Origin of the sequence: Sediminibacillus sp. JSM 1682029 (assembly GCF_041366435.1) — a bacterium.
In the GTDB taxonomy this organism is placed as follows: domain Bacteria; phylum Bacillota; class Bacilli; order Bacillales; family Amphibacillaceae; genus Sediminibacillus; species Sediminibacillus terrae.
Genome location: NZ_JBEWYY010000002.1, coordinates 333226 through 349350 on the forward strand (window position 1 = coordinate 333226; position 16125 = coordinate 349350).

The following is a 16125-nucleotide window of genomic DNA, read 5'->3' on the forward strand; positions in this document are numbered from 1 at the left end:
GTTGTCCAAGCTTCCTTTTATGATTGATTTTCACTTATTTTGGCAAATGCGTTTCTGGCTGCAAGGATTGTCTTTTCTATGTCCTCGTCTGTATGCGCGACCGACAAGAAGATCCCTTCAAATTGAGACGGCGGCAGGAATATTCCCTGTTCGGCCATCGAGCGGTAATAACTTGAGAAATGATCCAGATTCGCTGACTTTGCTGTTTCATAATTAATGACATCTGCTTCTGTGAAAAAGATTCCAACCATAGATCCTGCCCGGTTGACACAAATCGGAACACCAAAATCTTCAGAAGCCTTTTTATATCCTTCGATAAGCTTGTCGACTTTATCGCTTATCAGATTATAGGCTTCCTGATCCATAAGACTTAAGGTTTCATATCCGGCTGTCATCGCCAAAGGGTTGCCAGATAGTGTACCAGCCTGATAAATATCGCCTGTCGGGGCTATGCGTTCCATAATCTCACGCTTTCCGCCGTAAGCACCTACCGGCAATCCACCGCCAATTACTTTTCCGAGACAAGTCAAATCCGGCGTTACACCAAAGTGACCTTGGGCACTGTTAAATCCGACGCGGAATCCGGTCATGACTTCGTCGAATATGAGCAGTGTACCATTGTCTTCTGTCAATTGACGCAAGTCCTGCAAAAAGTTCCCTTGCGGCGGAACAACCCCCATGTTGCCGGATACAGGTTCCACTATGACAGCCGCCAGGTCATCACCAAACTGTTCAAATACGTAGCGGACGCTTTCGGTATCATTGTATGGCACGGTAATGGTGTTCTGAGCTATCGACTCCGGCACACCCGGGCTATCAGGAAGACCGAGGGTCGCAACGCCTGATCCGGCTTTAATCAACAGTGAATCCCCGTGACCGTGATAATTGCCTTCGAATTTCAAAATCTTGTCTCTTCCCGTATAGCCGCGTGCAAGTCGCAGTGCACTCATGGTCGCTTCGGTTCCGGAATTGACCATTCGCACCATCTCGATCGAAGGTACCCGTTCAATCACCAGTTGTGCCAGTTTGTTTTCAATCTCGGTCGGAGCACCGAAACTAGTACCCAGCTCGGTCACTTCCTTCAATCGACTGACCACTCTTTCGTTGGCATGCCCTAAAATCAACGGCCCCCAGCTCAGAACATAGTCGATATATTCATTGCCATCGATATCCCAAATTTTCGAGCCTTTCCCGCGTTCCATGAACAGCGGATTCATTCCAACTGATTTAAAGGCTCTGACAGGTGAGTTGACCCCTCCGGGCATTAAATCCACAGCTTCTTGATAAGCATGTTTCGAACGATCATAATTAGCCATTATCCACTACCTCCAACGATTATTCTTCTTTTAACCATTTAGCTACGTCTTTTGCAAAATAGGTGACGATCAAATCTGCGCCTGCGCGTTTCATCGAAGTCAGTTTTTCCATCACCAATTCCCGTTCGTTTATCCAGCCATTTTGGGCCGCCGCCTTCACCATTGCATATTCTCCACTGACATTATAAGCGACCAATGGTGCATTAAAACGGTCCTTGACTTCCCGCATGATGTCCAAGTAAGACATAGCTGGCTTGACAATAAGAAAATCTGCCCCTTCTTCCATGTCGGAAGCCGCTTCTCGGAAAGCCTCCATTCGGTTGGACGGATCCATCTGGTATGTCTTTCTGTCACCGAATTGCGGTGTACTGTCCGCTGCATCTCGAAATGGTCCATAGTATGCCGACGCATATTTTACCGCGTAAGACATGATCGGGATGTGTTTAAAGCCGGCATTATCCAAACCTTCTCGGATTGCAGCAACAAATCCGTCCATCATATTCGACGGAGCAATAATATCTGCTCCAGCTTTTGCCTGGCTGATTGCCGTTTCGACATGTAGCGGAAGAGAGGCATCGTTATCAACATCCCCGTCATGAATAACGCCGCAATGGCCGTGAGAGGTGTATTCACAGAGACAAGTATCCGCAATGGTAATCAACTCAGGAAATTCTTGTTTGATTTTTCTCAATGCTTGTTGAACTATACCTGTTTCACAGTAAGCCTGGGTTCCCTGCTCATCCTTCTCTTTTGGAATACCGAACAACAGGACAGAACGAATGCCCAGTTCCACAAGCTGATTCATTTCTTCCGACAGGTTGTCGAGCGAAACCTGATATACTCCAGGCATCGAAGGAACTTCACGTCTGATGCTGCTTTCCCCTTCTATAACAAAAATTGGATAAATCAAATCGTCAGTCGATAACTGTGTTTCCCTAACCAGCGCCCGCATGGCTGCTGTTGTTCTTAATCGTCGATGTCTTTTAAACTCATTCATAACGTTCACCTAGTTCCTTTCTGTATCATAGTGCCTGGCAAGCCGGCTGATCATGCCGTCCAGCGTGTATTCTTCCGGTACCAGAATATTGGTAAACCCTCGTTTTTGAGCCGCCTCTTTAGTAGTCGGTCCTATACAAACGGTCAACACTTCAGAAACAAGCTTTTCCTGTAAATCCGGTTCATGTGACGTTAACTTCATAAACGCTTTTACTGTCGATGGGCTGGTAAATGTGTAGACGTCCAATTCTCTCTTTCTGATGAAAGACAATAAATCTTCACGAGCCGCTGTATTTATCAGCGTATCATAAACCACCGCTTTCTGGAAACAAACCTGCTGCCTTTCAAGCTGTTGAGGAATCTCCTGTCTCGCCAATCCACCGCATACAAGCAGAACCCGACCTGGATCCGGATACTTTTTCATAAATTCCAAAGCCATCTGCTTCCCGGAATACTTTTGAGGAGTAAAGTCGACGGATAAACCTTGTTTATGTAAAGCCTGTTTCGTTTTTCTGCCGACTGCCGCTACCCTGCAATTGCCCAGTTGTCCCACATCAAGACCGAAGTCCTCTAATTGCTCGAAAAAAAACTTCACGCCATTGGCACTTGTGAAAAACACCCATGTGAACTCGTGAAGTTTGGAGAGGATTTTTTTGTTGGATGGTGCTTCCCGTTTTCGAAAACGAAGAAGCGGAACAATTTTCGGAACTGCTTCCGCTTCTTTCAATTTTCTTGCGAAATCCTCCGCCTGCTGCTCACTGCGGGTGATTAAGACTCTTTTGCCCTCAAGAGGCTTGTCCATTATTGGTCGAGCTCCTCTTTGGCGTCATCGACGATTTTCTGAGCTCCTCTTGCCTTCATCCGCTCAGCTGCTTCCCTGCCGACTTCCACAGGGTCTTTGCCTTTGACAACTTCCTTTAAAACCGTCTTTCCATCTGAGGTGGCAACAAGCGCGGTCAGGACAACCTCTTCTTCTTCCATATGAGCATATCCAGCTATCGGGATTTGGCATCCACCTTCCAACAGGTGCAGGAAGGTACGCTCAGCTGAGACTGTATGCGCCGTGTATTGATCATTGATTTTCTGAAGCAGTTCACGCAGCTCCTGATCATCCTCTCTGCATTCGATGGCCAATGCTCCCTGCCCGACGGCCGGAACACAAAGCTCAGGATCCAGGAATTCGGTTACGATTTCTTCTCCCCATCCCATGCGGATCAAGCCCGCAGCTGCAAGGACAATAGCATCGTAGTCCTCTTCCTTCAATTTCCGCAACCGTGTTTCGATATTGCCGCGTATGGATTTAATTTCAACATCCGGCCTTGCTGCCAGTACTTGAGCCGCCCTTCTCAAGCTGCTTGTACCGACAACCGCTCCCTCCGGCAGGTCTTTCAATGATACTTCATTATTGGAAACAAAAGCATCGCGGTGGTCTTCACGGCCAGGTATGGAAGAAATGACAAGTCCTTCAGGCAGCTGAGAAGGCATGTCCTTCATACTGTGCACAGCCATGTCGATTTCCTTGTCAAACATCGCCTGTTCTATTTCTTTGACGAACAGGCCCTTTCCGCCCACTTTTGAAAGCGTGACATCGAGGATTTTATCCCCTTTGGTCATAATCTTCTTGATTTCGAATTCATATGGCACCCCTGCTTTTTTCAGCTGGTCGATCACCCATTCTGTCTGGGTCAAAGCCAGGTTGCTTTTTCGGGAACCGATTACGATTTTGCGCATTGTTATCCTCCTGACATCATAAAAATAGAACGATTTTATTTAAAGCAAGTCATCTTTTCAAAAGTGAAAATTAGACAGCATGCTGAATAGAAAGAAATTAATCAACAGAAACAAAAATGCTCCTGCATTATACAAAGCTATTGTCCTGCCTTGATACCCTTTTACCAATCGTAATATCAAATGGACCATATAAACAATTAAAACGAACATTGATCCCATTGTTTTGAAATCATTCCAATAAAATTCCGCACCGGAGGAATACGCCCAAACGATCCCGAGGATGATGGAAATCATGAGTATGGGCACCCCAACCGTCACCGCTTGGAACGACAAGGTATCAAGCCGGTCGAGTCCTCCGAACCGACTAAGCCATTTATACCCTTTTTTCTCCTTCAGCAAGCGGTATTGCAGTAAGTACATAATAGAAAATAGGAAAGACACTGTAAAAAAACCATAGGATAAAAGCGCCAGGCTGATATGGGCGATCAACAACTCGCTGACAAGATGGACTCCCCGTTCGTTCCCCAGATTTTGTGCACTAGCCCCTACATGAAGAAGCATAATGAAAAACCCTAGCAGGTTCGTAAAAAAAACAATCAAATCGACCCGAAAAAAACGGTTGATCAACAGAGAAAATGTAACCAGTATCCAGGCATAAAAATAAAGCCCATCATAAATATTGAGCACCGGGAAGCTGTCTTCCAGCAACAGTTGATAAATTAAAAACAAGGTTTGTAAAACCCATACCAAACTAAGCAACCAGAAGGCAATCCGATTGGCCTTCCGGTTGTATTGAATAAAATCGATAAAGTATCCCATTACACTAGCGCCGTATATGATAAGAATCAGTTCATAAAGCCACTTCATTTCCAGCATATGAGAAATCCTCTCATTTGTATAGCATTCAGCCCACTTCTTTCCCGTTTATCGCCCATGGGGCTCAATTAGTGGAAGCTTTTTGTACAGCAGTCCTTTGCGGCACCTTTGCTCCTTGATCAAAACTGAAAACCTTGCTGCCGGCCTGTTTGTTCAATTCCTCTTGAACCATCTCTTCGATACCGAATATTTGCATGAACATTTGCAGTGATTCTTCTGCCTGCGGCTTTCCCGCCATTTCCTTCGCTTGCAAAATCGGTTGTTTCAGCATTTGGTTGATGATACTTTTCGTATGCTTGTTCAACACCTTGCGCTCGCGATCGGACAAATCCGGCATTTTGCGCTCAATGCTTTTCATCGTTTCTGCCTGTATGGATAACGCTTTTTCTCTCAGAGCAGAAATGACCGGTACAACGCCCTTGGTTTGAAGCCATTCCTTGAAAGCAACGATTTCTCCCTCTATCATCAATTCGATTGCTTCCGCAGCTTGCTTCCTTGTTTCCAGGTTGGCATCGACAATACCTTGTAAATCATCGATATCATATAAAAACACGCTGTCAAGATCACCCAAGACTGGATCAATATCACGTGGAACCGCAATATCGACTAAGAAAAGGGGACGTCCTTTCCTTTGCTTATGAACAGGTGCCAGCACGTCTTTGTCCAACACGTAATTGTTCGCTCCGGTTGAGCTGATCAATATATCTGCATCCTTCAAAACCTCGGGAAGACTCTCGGTTGTACGCGCTTGTCCGGAGAATTGCTCAGCCAGTGCTTCCGCTTTTGATAAGGTGCGGTTGATGACCGTCACTTTCTCCACACCAGAACCTTGCAAGTTTTTCGCAGCCAACTCTCCCATTTTTCCGGCACCAAGGATGACGACATGTTTGTTCAACAAATCGCCGAATATCTTCTTGGCAAGTTCCACGGCCGCATAACTAACCGATACTGCATGATCGCCGATTTCGGTTTCCTTATGGGCACGCTTTGCCAGCGTAACAGCTTGTTTGAAGAGTTCATTATAAATGGTGCCGGTTGTTCCCGATTCCTGTGCCAAAAGAAATGCCTGTTTCATTTGACCTAGAATTTGGGTTTCGCCCAGCACCATGGAATCAAGACCGCTCGTCACTTTGAACAAGTGTTCCACAGCTCCATCTGCTTCGTAAATAGCCAGATGTGGCGAGAAAAAGTCTTTGTCCATGTCGAACCATTCTGCAAGGAATTGCTTGATATAATAGCGTCCTGTATGGAGTTGATCGACCACTGCATAAATCTCTGTCCGGTTGCATGTGGAGATAATCACATTTTCCAGCACACTTTTTTGTTGGTTCAATGACTTCATCGCCTGCGAAACATCTTGATTTTCAAAAGTAAGTTTTTCCCTAACTTCCACAGGGGCTGTTCTGTAGTTTATTCCGACAACTAAAATATGCACTTTATTCTACCCCCAATATTACGTATAAAAACTGGTGCAGCAAGGCAGCTGCATTCATTATTCAAACATGCCGGCCAGCGCTTTTCACTTTATTATTTTTATAAGTCCATCTTTCATTATAACACGCATGTCACCAGCGACTTATGAATTTTGTGAACAGATATTGAAACTATATGTTAGGATAATATCAGTACGTAGTTGTATCTTGCTGTTTTTCAATCCTTTTGTACTTTATCATATACACAGCACATAAGCAACTAATTAATACTATTTAATAATTATTATAATTTACGGAGGAACCTGCGTGAAGAAACAAAACATTTTCACCGGCTTTTTGTTGATCGGTATCGGCTGCTACTTTTTTCTCCAACAGTTCCAGATACCCTTTTTCACCGATTTCTATTCCTGGCCCACATTACTAATGATCATCGGCATTGTATTTCTGTTTCATAGTTACTTTTCCAAGGAGTATAAAAATTTATTCCCGGGTACCATTCTTCTTGGATTGGGCCTCCACTTTTTCGGTTTGCGCCATTATGGTTTTTGGATTGATCATTGGGGTGTTTACCCATTGATCATTGGCATTGCTTTTCTTATCCGGTTTCAAAAAACAAAAAGCGGATTGCTTCCCGGCCTGCTTTTATTGGGAATTGCTTTGTTCGCTATCTATTCGATTAACAAGCCGGGCTGGTTCAACTGGATAAACGAAACGGCTGCTTTGCTGGAAAGCTTTTGGCCGCTTGTTTTGATAGCTGTCGGTGGTTATCTTGTTTACCGGAAAAAGTAGCATAGCAAAAAGGAGAGATATTGCTTTCACCTCTGTAACAGAACGATGGGCCGGCAGCAAGTGAGAAACTTCTGTTTCCTATGAAAGATGGCAAGGTGATTCGCTTTCCGTGCGTATGGATTCAGTTAACACGTCGAAGAAAAAGAAGCGTAATGTAGTCGTGCAAAAAGGATAAAAGGCAGCTGACGGGGGCATTGCCTGCTATCAACAATCAAAAAACCGAACGAATTCGAATGTTCAGCATTCGAATTCGTTCGGTTTTGTTTCGGCACCCATACATACATTCATTCCATCTGCTTTCAAGCCTTTTCTTTGATTCCGGCCAAGACCAGCAAAAAGACAGCCGGCTTTACAAAAAGCCTTGTAACACTTTCCAAGCCTCTTCTTTTCCTTCTGCCGTTTCAGCGGAAAAAGGAATAACGATGTCCTCGACGTCCGCTTGAAGGGTTTTAATCACTTTTTGCAGGTGTGCTGCCCGTTTGTTTTTCGAAATCTTGTCCAATTTTGTAGCGACTACAATGACAGGAAGTTCGAAATGCTTTAAAAAATCATACATCATCACATCATCTTCTGTCGGCTGGTGCCTGATATCTACAATAAGAACGGCAGCTTTCAGGTTTTCCCGCTGCATGAAGTATTCTTCCATCATCTTACCCCATTTTTCCCGCTCTTTCTTGGAGACTTTGGCATACCCATAGCCTGGTACATCCACAAAATAAAAGCTTTGATTAATTTTATAGAAATTCAGTGTTTGGGTTTTCCCCGGTTTGGAAGAGGTTCTGGCAAGATTCTTCCGGTTGATCATTTTGTTGATGAAAGAAGATTTGCCGACGTTCGACCTTCCTGCCAACGCTATTTCTGGCAGCATGTCTCCCGGGTATTGCTTTTTCGATACTGCACTGATTACAATCTCCGCCTCAGTTACTTTCATGTTTCTCCTCCACTAATGCATGTTCCAGCACTTCATCTAAATGCTCGACAGGGATAAAAGTCAGCCCTTCCCTGACGCTTTCCGGAATATCATCCAAATCGCGCTTGTTATCTGCAGGGATAATGATCGTTGTCAAGCCTGCACGATGAGCACTAAGAGATTTTTCCTTTAAACCTCCGATCGGAAGCACTCTTCCCCTGAGTGTTATTTCTCCCGTCATACCTACTTCACGTTTCACTGCCCGGCCAGTCAGAGCTGAAACCAGCGCGGTAGCCATAGTAATCCCGGCTGAAGGTCCGTCTTTGGGTGTCGCGCCTTCCGGGACATGAATGTGAATGTCGTTTTTCTCATGAAATTCTCGATCGATTTTCAATTCTTCTGCCCGGGACCGAATATAGCTGAAAGCCGCGTGAGCAGATTCCTTCATGACATCTCCCAATTTCCCGGTAAGCGTCAATTTTCCTTTGCCCGGATATAAACTAACTTCAATCGATAAGGTATCTCCGCCAGCAGACGTATAAGCGAGCCCTGTTGCAGCACCCACTTGGTTCTCCTCTTCCATCCTTCCATACCGGAAGAGCGGCTTGCCAAGCAGTGACTCTAACTGTTTATCGGTTACTACGACACGCTTTTTATCTTCTGACACGATTATTTTTGCCGCTTTCCGGCATAAGGATGCAAGCTGCCTTTCCAGTCCTCGCACACCCGCTTCTCTTGTATACGTGCGGATCAATTTCGTCAATGCCTCATCACGAACTTGCAATTGCCCTTTGTTCAGCCCATTTTCTTTAATTTGTTTCGGCAAAAGGTGCTCTTTGGCAATGTGGAGTTTTTCCACTTCCGTATAACCGGCAATTGAAATCACTTCCATCCGGTCACGCAGCGGCCCTGGAATCGAAGCAAGATTGTTGGCCGTGGCGATGAACATCACATTGGATAAATCGTACGTTTCTTCAATGAAATGATCGCTGAAATTACTGTTTTGCTCTGGATCCAATACTTCGAGCATAGCTGCCGAAGGATCCCCACGGAAATCACTTGCCATTTTATCGATTTCATCCAGCAAAAAAATCGGATTGACCGTTTTAGCTTTTTTCATGCCTTGTATGATTCTGCCTGGCATTGCGCCGACATAAGTTCGGCGATGGCCGCGGATTTCCGCTTCGTCCCTGACTCCACCGAGGGAGATCCTCACAAAATTCCGATTTATTGCCCGGGCAATGGACTTCGCCAATGATGTCTTCCCAACACCCGGAGGTCCGGCTAAACACAATATCGGCCCTTTGATTGTTTTAGTAAGCTGCTGAACAGCCAAATATTCCAAAACTCGCTCTTTTACTTTTTCGAGTCCGTAATGGTCTTCATCCAATATTTTTTCAGCATGGTTGACATCAAGATTGTCCTCCGTCTTGTCCGTCCAGGGAATGGAAACCAGCCAATCGACATAATTACGGATAACCGAACTTTCCGCAGAGCTTTGTGGAACTTTTTCGTATCTATCCAATTCCTTATAGGCAATTTCCTGGATTCTTTCCGGCATATCTGAAGCTTCGATTCTTTCTTTGAGCTGATTTACTTCAGAAGCTTTGCCATCCTTATCTCCGAGCTCTGTCTGGATAGCTTTCATTTGTTCACGCAAGTAATATTCTTTTTGCGTTTTTTCCATCGACTTCTTGACCCGTTGCCCGATTTTTTTCTCTAAATCGAGCACTTCACGCTCATTTGTAATGAACGAAATCAAACGGTTCAACCGTTCTTTGACATTTTCCGTCTCCAGCAGTTCCTGTTTATCTTTGAGCTTTAAAGATAAGTGGGAAGTAATGATGTCAGCAAGTCTGCCTGGTTCATCAATGTCAGTAACCGTCGCTAGCGTTTCCTGACTTACCTTCTTTGATATCTTTATGTACTGCTCGAACTGTTCGATCAGAGACCGCATTAGTGCTTCTTCTTCGTTGTTGTCTCCATGGACTTCTTCAAATTCCTGGACTTCGACGATAAATTGGTCGTCTTCTTCAAGAAATTGAACAATTTCACCTCGATACAATCCTTCCACCAGCACACGGATTGTACCGTTTGGCAGTTTCAGCATTTGCTTTACTTTTGCCATCGTTCCCACTCTGTAAATATCATTTACAGCAGGCTCGTCCACGCCGCTTTCTTTTTGGGCAGCAAGAAAAATACTTTGATCGTCCATCATCGCTTTTTCCAATGCATTTACCGACTTTTCCCGCCCGACGTCCAAGTGTAAAACCATAGCGGGAAAGACCAATAGCCCGCGCAGCGGAAGCAGGGGGATTTGTACTTTGTTTTCTGCTGTCACAATTGGCACCTCCATATCTTCGCAAACCAGTCCATTCACGACATTGCTTCCATTTCCTTATTACTTCACTAATAAGGCGCATTTATACCATTTCACGAGAAGTTCGCTATGCAAGCTTTCTATTCGCCCCATTAGTTTATCATTACCTGGCATTTTCTAATCAAAACATCGATACCGTTCTAGAAACTTCCTTTTAACCATGTGTAAATCCCTTGTTATGCCATAACAAGGGATTTACATTGCAGGATAATGCGTGTCTGTTTTAACGAGACTGGTGTCCTGACGTTTTTTTAAGCACTTTCTTTCGGTGATTCTTTGTTTTCGTCTTTTACCGTGCCATCGCTTAGAACTAGCTTTGGACGGCCGTTTTCTAACAGGACGGTGTCTTTGGTTATGATACACTTTTCGATGTCGTCTCTCGATGGCAACTCAAACATGACGTCAAGCATAATTCCTTCGATAATGGAACGCAGCCCGCGTGCCCCCGTTTTTCGTTCAATGGCTTTTCGTGCAATTTCAATTAAAGCTTCCTCTTCCATTTCCAATTCGACATTATCGATTTGGAACAGCTTTTGATATTGCTTGACGAGCGCATTTTTCGGCTTTGTCAAAATTTCGACTAGCGCTTCTTCGTCTAATGGCTCTAAAGCTCCGATAACCGGGAGCCGCCCGATAAATTCAGGAATAAGGCCGAAACGAAGCATGTCTTCCGGAAGAACCTTAGAAAGCAGTTCTGCTTTGGTCAGGTCCTGATTCTCTTCATCCGCGCCGAAGCCAATCACCTTGTTGCCAAGACGGCGCTTAACGATTTGCTCGATGCCGTCAAAAGCCCCTCCGCAAATAAATAGTACATTGGTCGTATCGATTTGTATGAATTCCTGGTGAGGATGTTTTCTTCCACCCTGTGGAGGTACGCTTGCAACAGTACCTTCAAGAATCTTCAGCAATGCCTGCTGTACCCCTTCACCGGAAACGTCACGGGTGATGGACGGATTTTCTGATTTTCTCGCTACTTTATCGATTTCGTCGATATAGATAATCCCTTTTTCTGCTTTTTCCACATCATAGTCAGCAGCCTGGATCAGCTTCAGCAAGATGTTTTCCACATCCTCCCCTACATAGCCCGCTTCCGTAAGGGAAGTGGCATCCGCAATCGCAAATGGCACATTCAATATCCGTGCAAGTGTCTGTGCCAACAACGTTTTACCGCTTCCAGTCGGCCCGATCATCGCAATATTACTCTTGGACAGTTCCACGTCATCGGAAGCAGTCTTACCGGCATTGATCCGTTTGTAATGGTTATACACGGCCACCGACAGATTCTTCTTTGCCTTTTCTTGGCCAATCACGTAGTCATTCAGAATTTCACAGATCTCCTGAGGTTTCGGGATCTCCTTGAATTCCACTTCTTCTTCATTGCCTAATTCTTCTTCCACTATTTCTGTGCAAAGTTCAATACATTCATCGCATATATAAACGCCAGGGCCGGCTACTAATTTACGTACTTGATCTTGGCTTTTTCCGCAAAAAGAACATTTTAATTGGCCCTTTTCTTCATTAAATTTGTACATCTAATTCACCCCTCAAGTAATAAGTATCTATTATGATATGAGATCATTTGAGTTTCAAACAAGTATTCCTTTCTTTAGCTCATAATATCAGATATACCGTTTTGAAAAAAGTAAAATACCTCAAATGGCCACATCCCATCTACGTGCCAGCTGTAAACAGTCCCATCAAAAGTCTTGCCATCAAACCGTCTGAATAAACCGATAGCAGTAAATATCAGCAGAACAGTTTGAACAAACAGTGTAAATCTTATTATGTAAGAAGATTCTAAAATGTCAACTGATATGTTATGTAAGTTTGTCTTTTATTTTATATTCAAGCCGCCGATTTTATGTTATGACTGACAGTTTTTTTACTATAACCCGCTCAGTGCATTTTAATCAACATGTTTTTATAGAGAAAACAAGGCACGAACCAGAATCGCACCTTGTTTTCCAATTTTATATTATTTTGTTTTGCTATGCTCTGCCAGGAAGTCAATTGCTTTTTTGAATTTAAGATCTTCTTTGATGGCGTCTGTGTTACCACCGAGCATTTGTTTCAACTGATCGACCTCTGTTTGATACATCGAAGCCATCGATTCAAGTTCTTTATCGACATCTTCGTCCGTAACTTCGACCTCTTCTTGATTGGCAATTGCGTCAAGAGTCAAGTTGGTTTTGACACGCTTTTCAGCATCATCTTTCATTTGCTCTTTCAAGCCTGTTTCATCCGTACCGGAGAATTGGTAGTACATGTCCATGGTCATCCCTTGCATTTGCAAGCGCTGCTCGAACTCTTTCACCATTCTGTCAAGTTCTGTTTCTACCATTGCTTCCGGAATATCAACCTCTGCATTCTCAGATGCCTGTTCGATCAGAGATTCACGCATTTTATTGTCAGCATCCGTCTCTTTTTGTTCTTTCAGGCGCTCTTTTGTTTTGTTGCGAAGTTCTTCCAGTGTTTCGACATCTTCATCGACATCTTTTGCGAACTCGTCGTCAAGTTCCGGCAATTCTTTTCCTTTGATTTCATGGATCTTGACTTTAAAGGTAGCTTCCTTACCAGCAAGCTCTTCTGCATGGTATTCTTCAGGGAAAGTCACCTGTACTTCTGTGTCAGCTCCAGTTTCTTTTCCAATCAACTGTTCTTCAAACCCAGGAATGAAGGAACCTGAACCGATTTCCAATTGATGGTTTTCCGCCTGTCCGCCTTCAAATGCTTCCCCATCAACGAAACCTTCGAAATCGATAACGACCGTGTCGCCTTCTTCGACTGTTCCTTCTTCTTTGACGACTAACTCCGCTTGATGTTCCTGCATATGAGAAAGCTCATGCTCAACGTCTTCATCTGTTACTTCCGTATCTTCCTTTTCTACTTCCAGGCCTTTGTACTCTCCTAGTTTTACTTCAGGTTTAACAGTAACTTGTGCCGTAAATACAAGCGGCTTGCCTTTCTCGATTTGAGTCACATCCACTTCCGGTTGATCTACCGGCTCAATGCCTGTTTCTTCAACAGCATTTGTATAAGCCTCAGGAAGAATGATATCGACCGCATCCTGGTATAATGATTCTACACCAAAACGCTGTTCAAATAGTCCTCTTGGCATTTTCCCTTTACGGAATCCAGGAACCTGTACTTGCTTAACCACTTTTTTGAAAGCTTGATCTAATGCTTTGTCGAACTTATCCGCATCAACTTCAATGGTTAAAGTCCCTTGATTTCCTTCTTGTTTTTCCCATTTTGCTGACATGTAATTCCCTCCAACATCTATAAATTCAGTATGTCTTGTTTGACGTTCATTCGGTGTATAATTAAATCATACGAAGGCGGAACGCAATTGCAACCACCTTATTATAACATAAACAGACCTGCTTTCAACAATTAGAACAGACTGGGAATTTGTGATAAAACACATTTCATCTATGAACCTATTCCTCGATGATGGAGAAATAACTTTTTTCATTACGGGCTATTTCCTCCATATATGTATGAACGTCCAATTCTCCTGCTTGTTTTTTATATGTATGATAAAGACCTTCCAGCTGCAAATATTTCGCCCCCATTATTTTGATGGCATGGCTGACAGCGATTAGTTCTTCTTCTAAAGGCATGGATGGGTATCTTACATATAAATAGCGATACAGCAGTTTTTCCAAAAGCTGATACAAAGTTGGATTATCCTGCTCTACTTCCCTTAAAAGCACCTTTATTTGCTTGGTAACAGGGTGGTCTTCCACACTTTTAAAATCTGCAGGGTTTACAGATAGCTCGGATCCTGCTTTTTCAACTACTACTTCCGAATCGACCTCCTGTGAAACAAGCCATTCCACTATTGCTGTTTTTACCACCGGGTCAATCCTGTCGTCTTTCAGCAATTGTTTCAAGTAACGCAAGTAAGGAGCCGGCTTCAAATTACTGCTTTGTACGATGATGCGCCACTGACGCAACGGATCCCCCTGTTTCACCGCTTTGCTCAGTTCATTAATGTGATCATTCGCCTCTTCTTGCATTTTATCCTGCAACAGCTTCCCGCTCATTTCCGCAAGTTGTTCCAGCTGGGCATTCATCGGTTCGGGCACCGTTTTACGGGCAAACACATCGTCAATGATTTCTATCAGTTGCTCATACTCGCTCATTTGAAACAACAACGTGGCGTATATATGCAAGTACTCAAAGAAGTACTCATCTTCAAGGGAAACAAGGTCGCGGCACAATGCTTCCGCTTCATCTGTGTCTCCTAGCTCCATCAAACAAATGATTTTCCCTGCGTAAATCTCGTGTGAATAAATTTCATGGTCAATGAGTTTATTCAACTTATGTAAAGCGTCCTCATACCGTTTTTCCTTTAGTGCCTGCAAGCTCTCTTCTTCCAAGGCTTCCTTCCACTTCGGAAAAATAATCACCTTATCTTGCTTTGTATTCATCCGCATCCTTCCTCACCTGTTGTATATGTATAATCATTATCTTATCTGTACCCTAAATCTGTGGATCGAAAACCGTTAGAAAAAAATTATTCACTAAATAGAAATTCAGCATCCGCTTGTCAGAAGCGAATGCCGATTAAGTCCATTTCATCTGTTCCGTAAAATTAAAAAAAGCGCACACCTGTTCAAATGAATACAAGCTAATTTTATCACTTCTATGGCAAGGCCCCGGTGGACATTCTTTTGCCCGAAAAATTTGCTTGAGGTCTCGGGAGCCAGCCAGGCGCTGGAGCTGGACATCTCTGAAATTAATACTATCTTATCTTGTGAAAAAGGGTTCAACTGGACAGTTGAACCCTCAATGATAACGTCCCAGGAGAGATTCGAACTCCCGACCCACAGCTTAGAAGGCTGTTGCTCTATCCTGCTGAGCTACTGGGACATGAAAATAGAGTATTAAATTAAACGAAGATTATGTATGGAGCGGGTGAAGGGAATCGAACCCTCATCATCAGCTTGGAAGGCTGAGGTTTTACCACTAAACTACACCCGCACAATCACTTAGCACTTATTCAACAGAGTGTGTGCTGCGGTTAATTTGCTTCGTCTTTAACGGACAAGATTCATTATATTAACTATCGACCCACTTGTCAACCGATTTTAAAACTTTCCCATTAAAATTTGGAGGGATTGACTGTAAACGGCCTTGCCTTGGCTTTCGGCCGTTTACAATCTTCCTTCAATTCAACGATGTATGAAAAACCATATCCTCGACTGTTTTCCCGTTCAAGTCTTTGAATTCGACCGTTATTTCAAGTTTGTCTCCCCAGCTCAATATAGCATACGTATGCTCAATTCGGCCGCGCGGCAATCTGATGCTGCCAGGATTAATAAACAATTGATTACCTACCCGCTCCGTTCCAGCCATATGGGTATGGCCAAAGCATACCACCTGCGCGCCTACTTCTTCTGCGCGGTAGGATAAAGGCATCAACGTGCTTTTTACTTGATGCAGATGGCCATGCGTCACATAGAAATGCAAATCCTCTACAGAAAAATGAATCTCATCAGGCATTCGGCTGTCCATATCACAATTTCCGGCCACTTTCATGAAGTGCTCTAACTCGGGCGCATCAGCATCCAATTCAGAATCACCACAATGGATGAACTGGTCTACTTCTTCTCTATGTCGATCACGGATTTTTGCCACTTCTTCTGTCCATCCATGACTGTCGCTCATGATTAGTACTTTCGGCAT

General features: G+C 43.8%; 13 protein-coding genes and 2 tRNA genes. 1 reads left to right on the forward strand and 14 read right to left on the reverse strand.

Features of this window, described 5'->3' with window-relative positions; genetic code table 11:
- Positions 1 to 17: 17 nt before the first annotated feature.
- From hemL to hemA, 6 genes are all read right to left on the reverse strand, one after another.
- Positions 18 to 1316: a glutamate-1-semialdehyde 2,1-aminomutase gene (gene hemL / locus ABVF09_RS05555; protein WP_026569788.1), complete on the reverse strand. Its 1299-nt coding sequence runs from the start codon at positions 1314 to 1316 to the stop codon at positions 18 to 20.
- A 19-nt stretch (positions 1317 to 1335) separates the two neighbouring features.
- Complete coding sequence (gene hemB, locus ABVF09_RS05560; protein ID WP_026569787.1) at positions 1336 to 2313, reverse strand: porphobilinogen synthase; 978 nt, start codon at positions 2311 to 2313, stop codon at positions 1336 to 1338.
- Between the two features lie 9 nt (positions 2314 to 2322).
- The gene (locus ABVF09_RS05565; protein WP_035426669.1) at positions 2323 to 3114 is read right to left on the reverse strand and encodes a uroporphyrinogen-III synthase; all 792 of its coding nucleotides are present in this window, start codon (positions 3112 to 3114) and stop codon (positions 2323 to 2325) included.
- Entirely contained in the window at positions 3114 to 4043 is a 930-nt protein-coding gene (gene hemC / locus ABVF09_RS05570) for a hydroxymethylbilane synthase (protein WP_153464710.1), read from the reverse strand. The genes ABVF09_RS05565 and hemC overlap by 1 nt, the downstream gene beginning before the upstream one ends.
- Positions 4044 to 4100: 57 nt before the next feature.
- A complete protein-coding gene (locus ABVF09_RS05575) occupies positions 4101 to 4919 on the reverse strand; it encodes a cytochrome C assembly family protein (RefSeq protein WP_026569784.1) in 819 nt (272 codons plus the stop codon).
- 64 nt (positions 4920 to 4983) lie between these two features.
- Positions 4984 to 6354 carry a glutamyl-tRNA reductase gene (gene hemA / locus ABVF09_RS05580; protein ID WP_371068747.1) on the reverse strand — a complete coding sequence of 457 codons (1371 nt, stop codon included), beginning with the start codon at positions 6352 to 6354 and terminating at the stop codon, positions 4984 to 4986.
- 304 nt (positions 6355 to 6658) lie between these two features.
- On the opposite strand from hemA, the gene ABVF09_RS05585 reads away from it, so the two are divergent.
- Complete coding sequence (locus ABVF09_RS05585; RefSeq protein WP_026771100.1) at positions 6659 to 7141, forward strand: LiaI-LiaF-like domain-containing protein; 483 nt, start codon at positions 6659 to 6661, stop codon at positions 7139 to 7141.
- A 349-nt stretch (positions 7142 to 7490) separates the two neighbouring features.
- Here ABVF09_RS05585 and yihA read toward each other — a convergent pair whose 3' ends face one another.
- The 8 genes from yihA to ABVF09_RS05625 all read right to left on the reverse strand — a co-directional run bounded on the left by yihA (position 7491) and on the right by ABVF09_RS05625 (position 16125).
- The gene (yihA, locus tag ABVF09_RS05590; RefSeq protein ID WP_026569781.1) at positions 7491 to 8072 is read right to left on the reverse strand and encodes a ribosome biogenesis GTP-binding protein YihA/YsxC; all 582 of its coding nucleotides are present in this window, start codon (positions 8070 to 8072) and stop codon (positions 7491 to 7493) included.
- Positions 8059 to 10326 carry an endopeptidase La gene (lon, locus tag ABVF09_RS05595; RefSeq protein ID WP_371068789.1) on the reverse strand — a complete coding sequence of 756 codons (2268 nt, stop codon included), beginning with the start codon at positions 10324 to 10326 and terminating at the stop codon, positions 8059 to 8061. The genes yihA and lon overlap by 14 nt, the downstream gene beginning before the upstream one ends.
- A 356-nt stretch (positions 10327 to 10682) precedes the next feature.
- Entirely contained in the window at positions 10683 to 11963 is a 1281-nt protein-coding gene (gene clpX, locus ABVF09_RS05600; RefSeq protein WP_026569779.1) for an ATP-dependent protease ATP-binding subunit ClpX, read from the reverse strand.
- A 443-nt stretch (positions 11964 to 12406) separates the two neighbouring features.
- The gene (gene tig / locus ABVF09_RS05605; RefSeq protein ID WP_026771098.1) at positions 12407 to 13693 is read right to left on the reverse strand and encodes a trigger factor; all 1287 of its coding nucleotides are present in this window, start codon (positions 13691 to 13693) and stop codon (positions 12407 to 12409) included.
- Positions 13694 to 13871: 178 nt separating this feature from the next.
- On the reverse strand, positions 13872 to 14867 hold the full coding sequence (locus ABVF09_RS05610) for a tetratricopeptide repeat protein (RefSeq protein ID WP_026569777.1): 996 nt from the start codon (positions 14865 to 14867) through the stop codon (positions 13872 to 13874).
- Positions 14868 to 15235: 368 nt separating this feature from the next.
- A tRNA-Arg gene (locus ABVF09_RS05615) sits at positions 15236 to 15309 on the reverse strand.
- A 37-nt stretch (positions 15310 to 15346) separates the two neighbouring features.
- A tRNA-Gly gene (locus ABVF09_RS05620) sits at positions 15347 to 15420 on the reverse strand.
- A gap of 186 nt (positions 15421 to 15606) precedes the next feature.
- On the reverse strand, positions 15607 to 16125 hold the full coding sequence (locus ABVF09_RS05625; protein WP_026771097.1) for a metallophosphoesterase family protein: 519 nt from the start codon (positions 16123 to 16125) through the stop codon (positions 15607 to 15609).

What these genes read in the sequence shown, in the direction of transcription:
- ABVF09_RS05575 (WP_026569784.1), bottom strand. Translation starts at nt 4,919, where the DNA reads ATGCTGGAAATGAAGTGGCTTTATGAACTGATTCTTATCATATACGGC.
- ABVF09_RS05610 (WP_026569777.1), bottom strand. Translation starts at nt 14,867, where the DNA reads ATGAATACAAAGCAAGATAAGGTGATTATTTTTCCGAAGTGGAAGGAA.
- tig (WP_026771098.1), bottom strand. Translation starts at nt 13,693, where the DNA reads ATGTCAGCAAAATGGGAAAAACAAGAAGGAAATCAAGGGACTTTAACC.
- hemC (WP_153464710.1), bottom strand. Translation starts at nt 4,043, where the DNA reads ATGCGCAAAATCGTAATCGGTTCCCGAAAAAGCAACCTGGCTTTGACC.
- lon (WP_371068789.1), bottom strand. Translation starts at nt 10,326, where the DNA reads ATGGTTTTACACTTGGACGTCGGGCGGGAAAAGTCGGTAAATGCATTG.
- ABVF09_RS05565 (WP_035426669.1), bottom strand. Translation starts at nt 3,114, where the DNA reads ATGGACAAGCCTCTTGAGGGCAAAAGAGTCTTAATCACCCGCAGTGAG.
- clpX (WP_026569779.1), bottom strand. Translation starts at nt 11,963, where the DNA reads ATGTACAAATTTAATGAAGAAAAGGGCCAATTAAAATGTTCTTTTTGC.
- hemL (WP_026569788.1), bottom strand. Translation starts at nt 1,316, where the DNA reads ATGGCTAATTATGATCGTTCGAAACATGCTTATCAAGAAGCTGTGGAT.
- yihA (WP_026569781.1), bottom strand. Translation starts at nt 8,072, where the DNA reads ATGAAAGTAACTGAGGCGGAGATTGTAATCAGTGCAGTATCGAAAAAG.
- hemB (WP_026569787.1), bottom strand. Translation starts at nt 2,313, where the DNA reads ATGAATGAGTTTAAAAGACATCGACGATTAAGAACAACAGCAGCCATG.
- ABVF09_RS05625 (WP_026771097.1), bottom strand. Translation starts at nt 16,125, where the DNA reads ATGCCGAAAGTACTAATCATGAGCGACAGTCATGGATGGACAGAAGAA.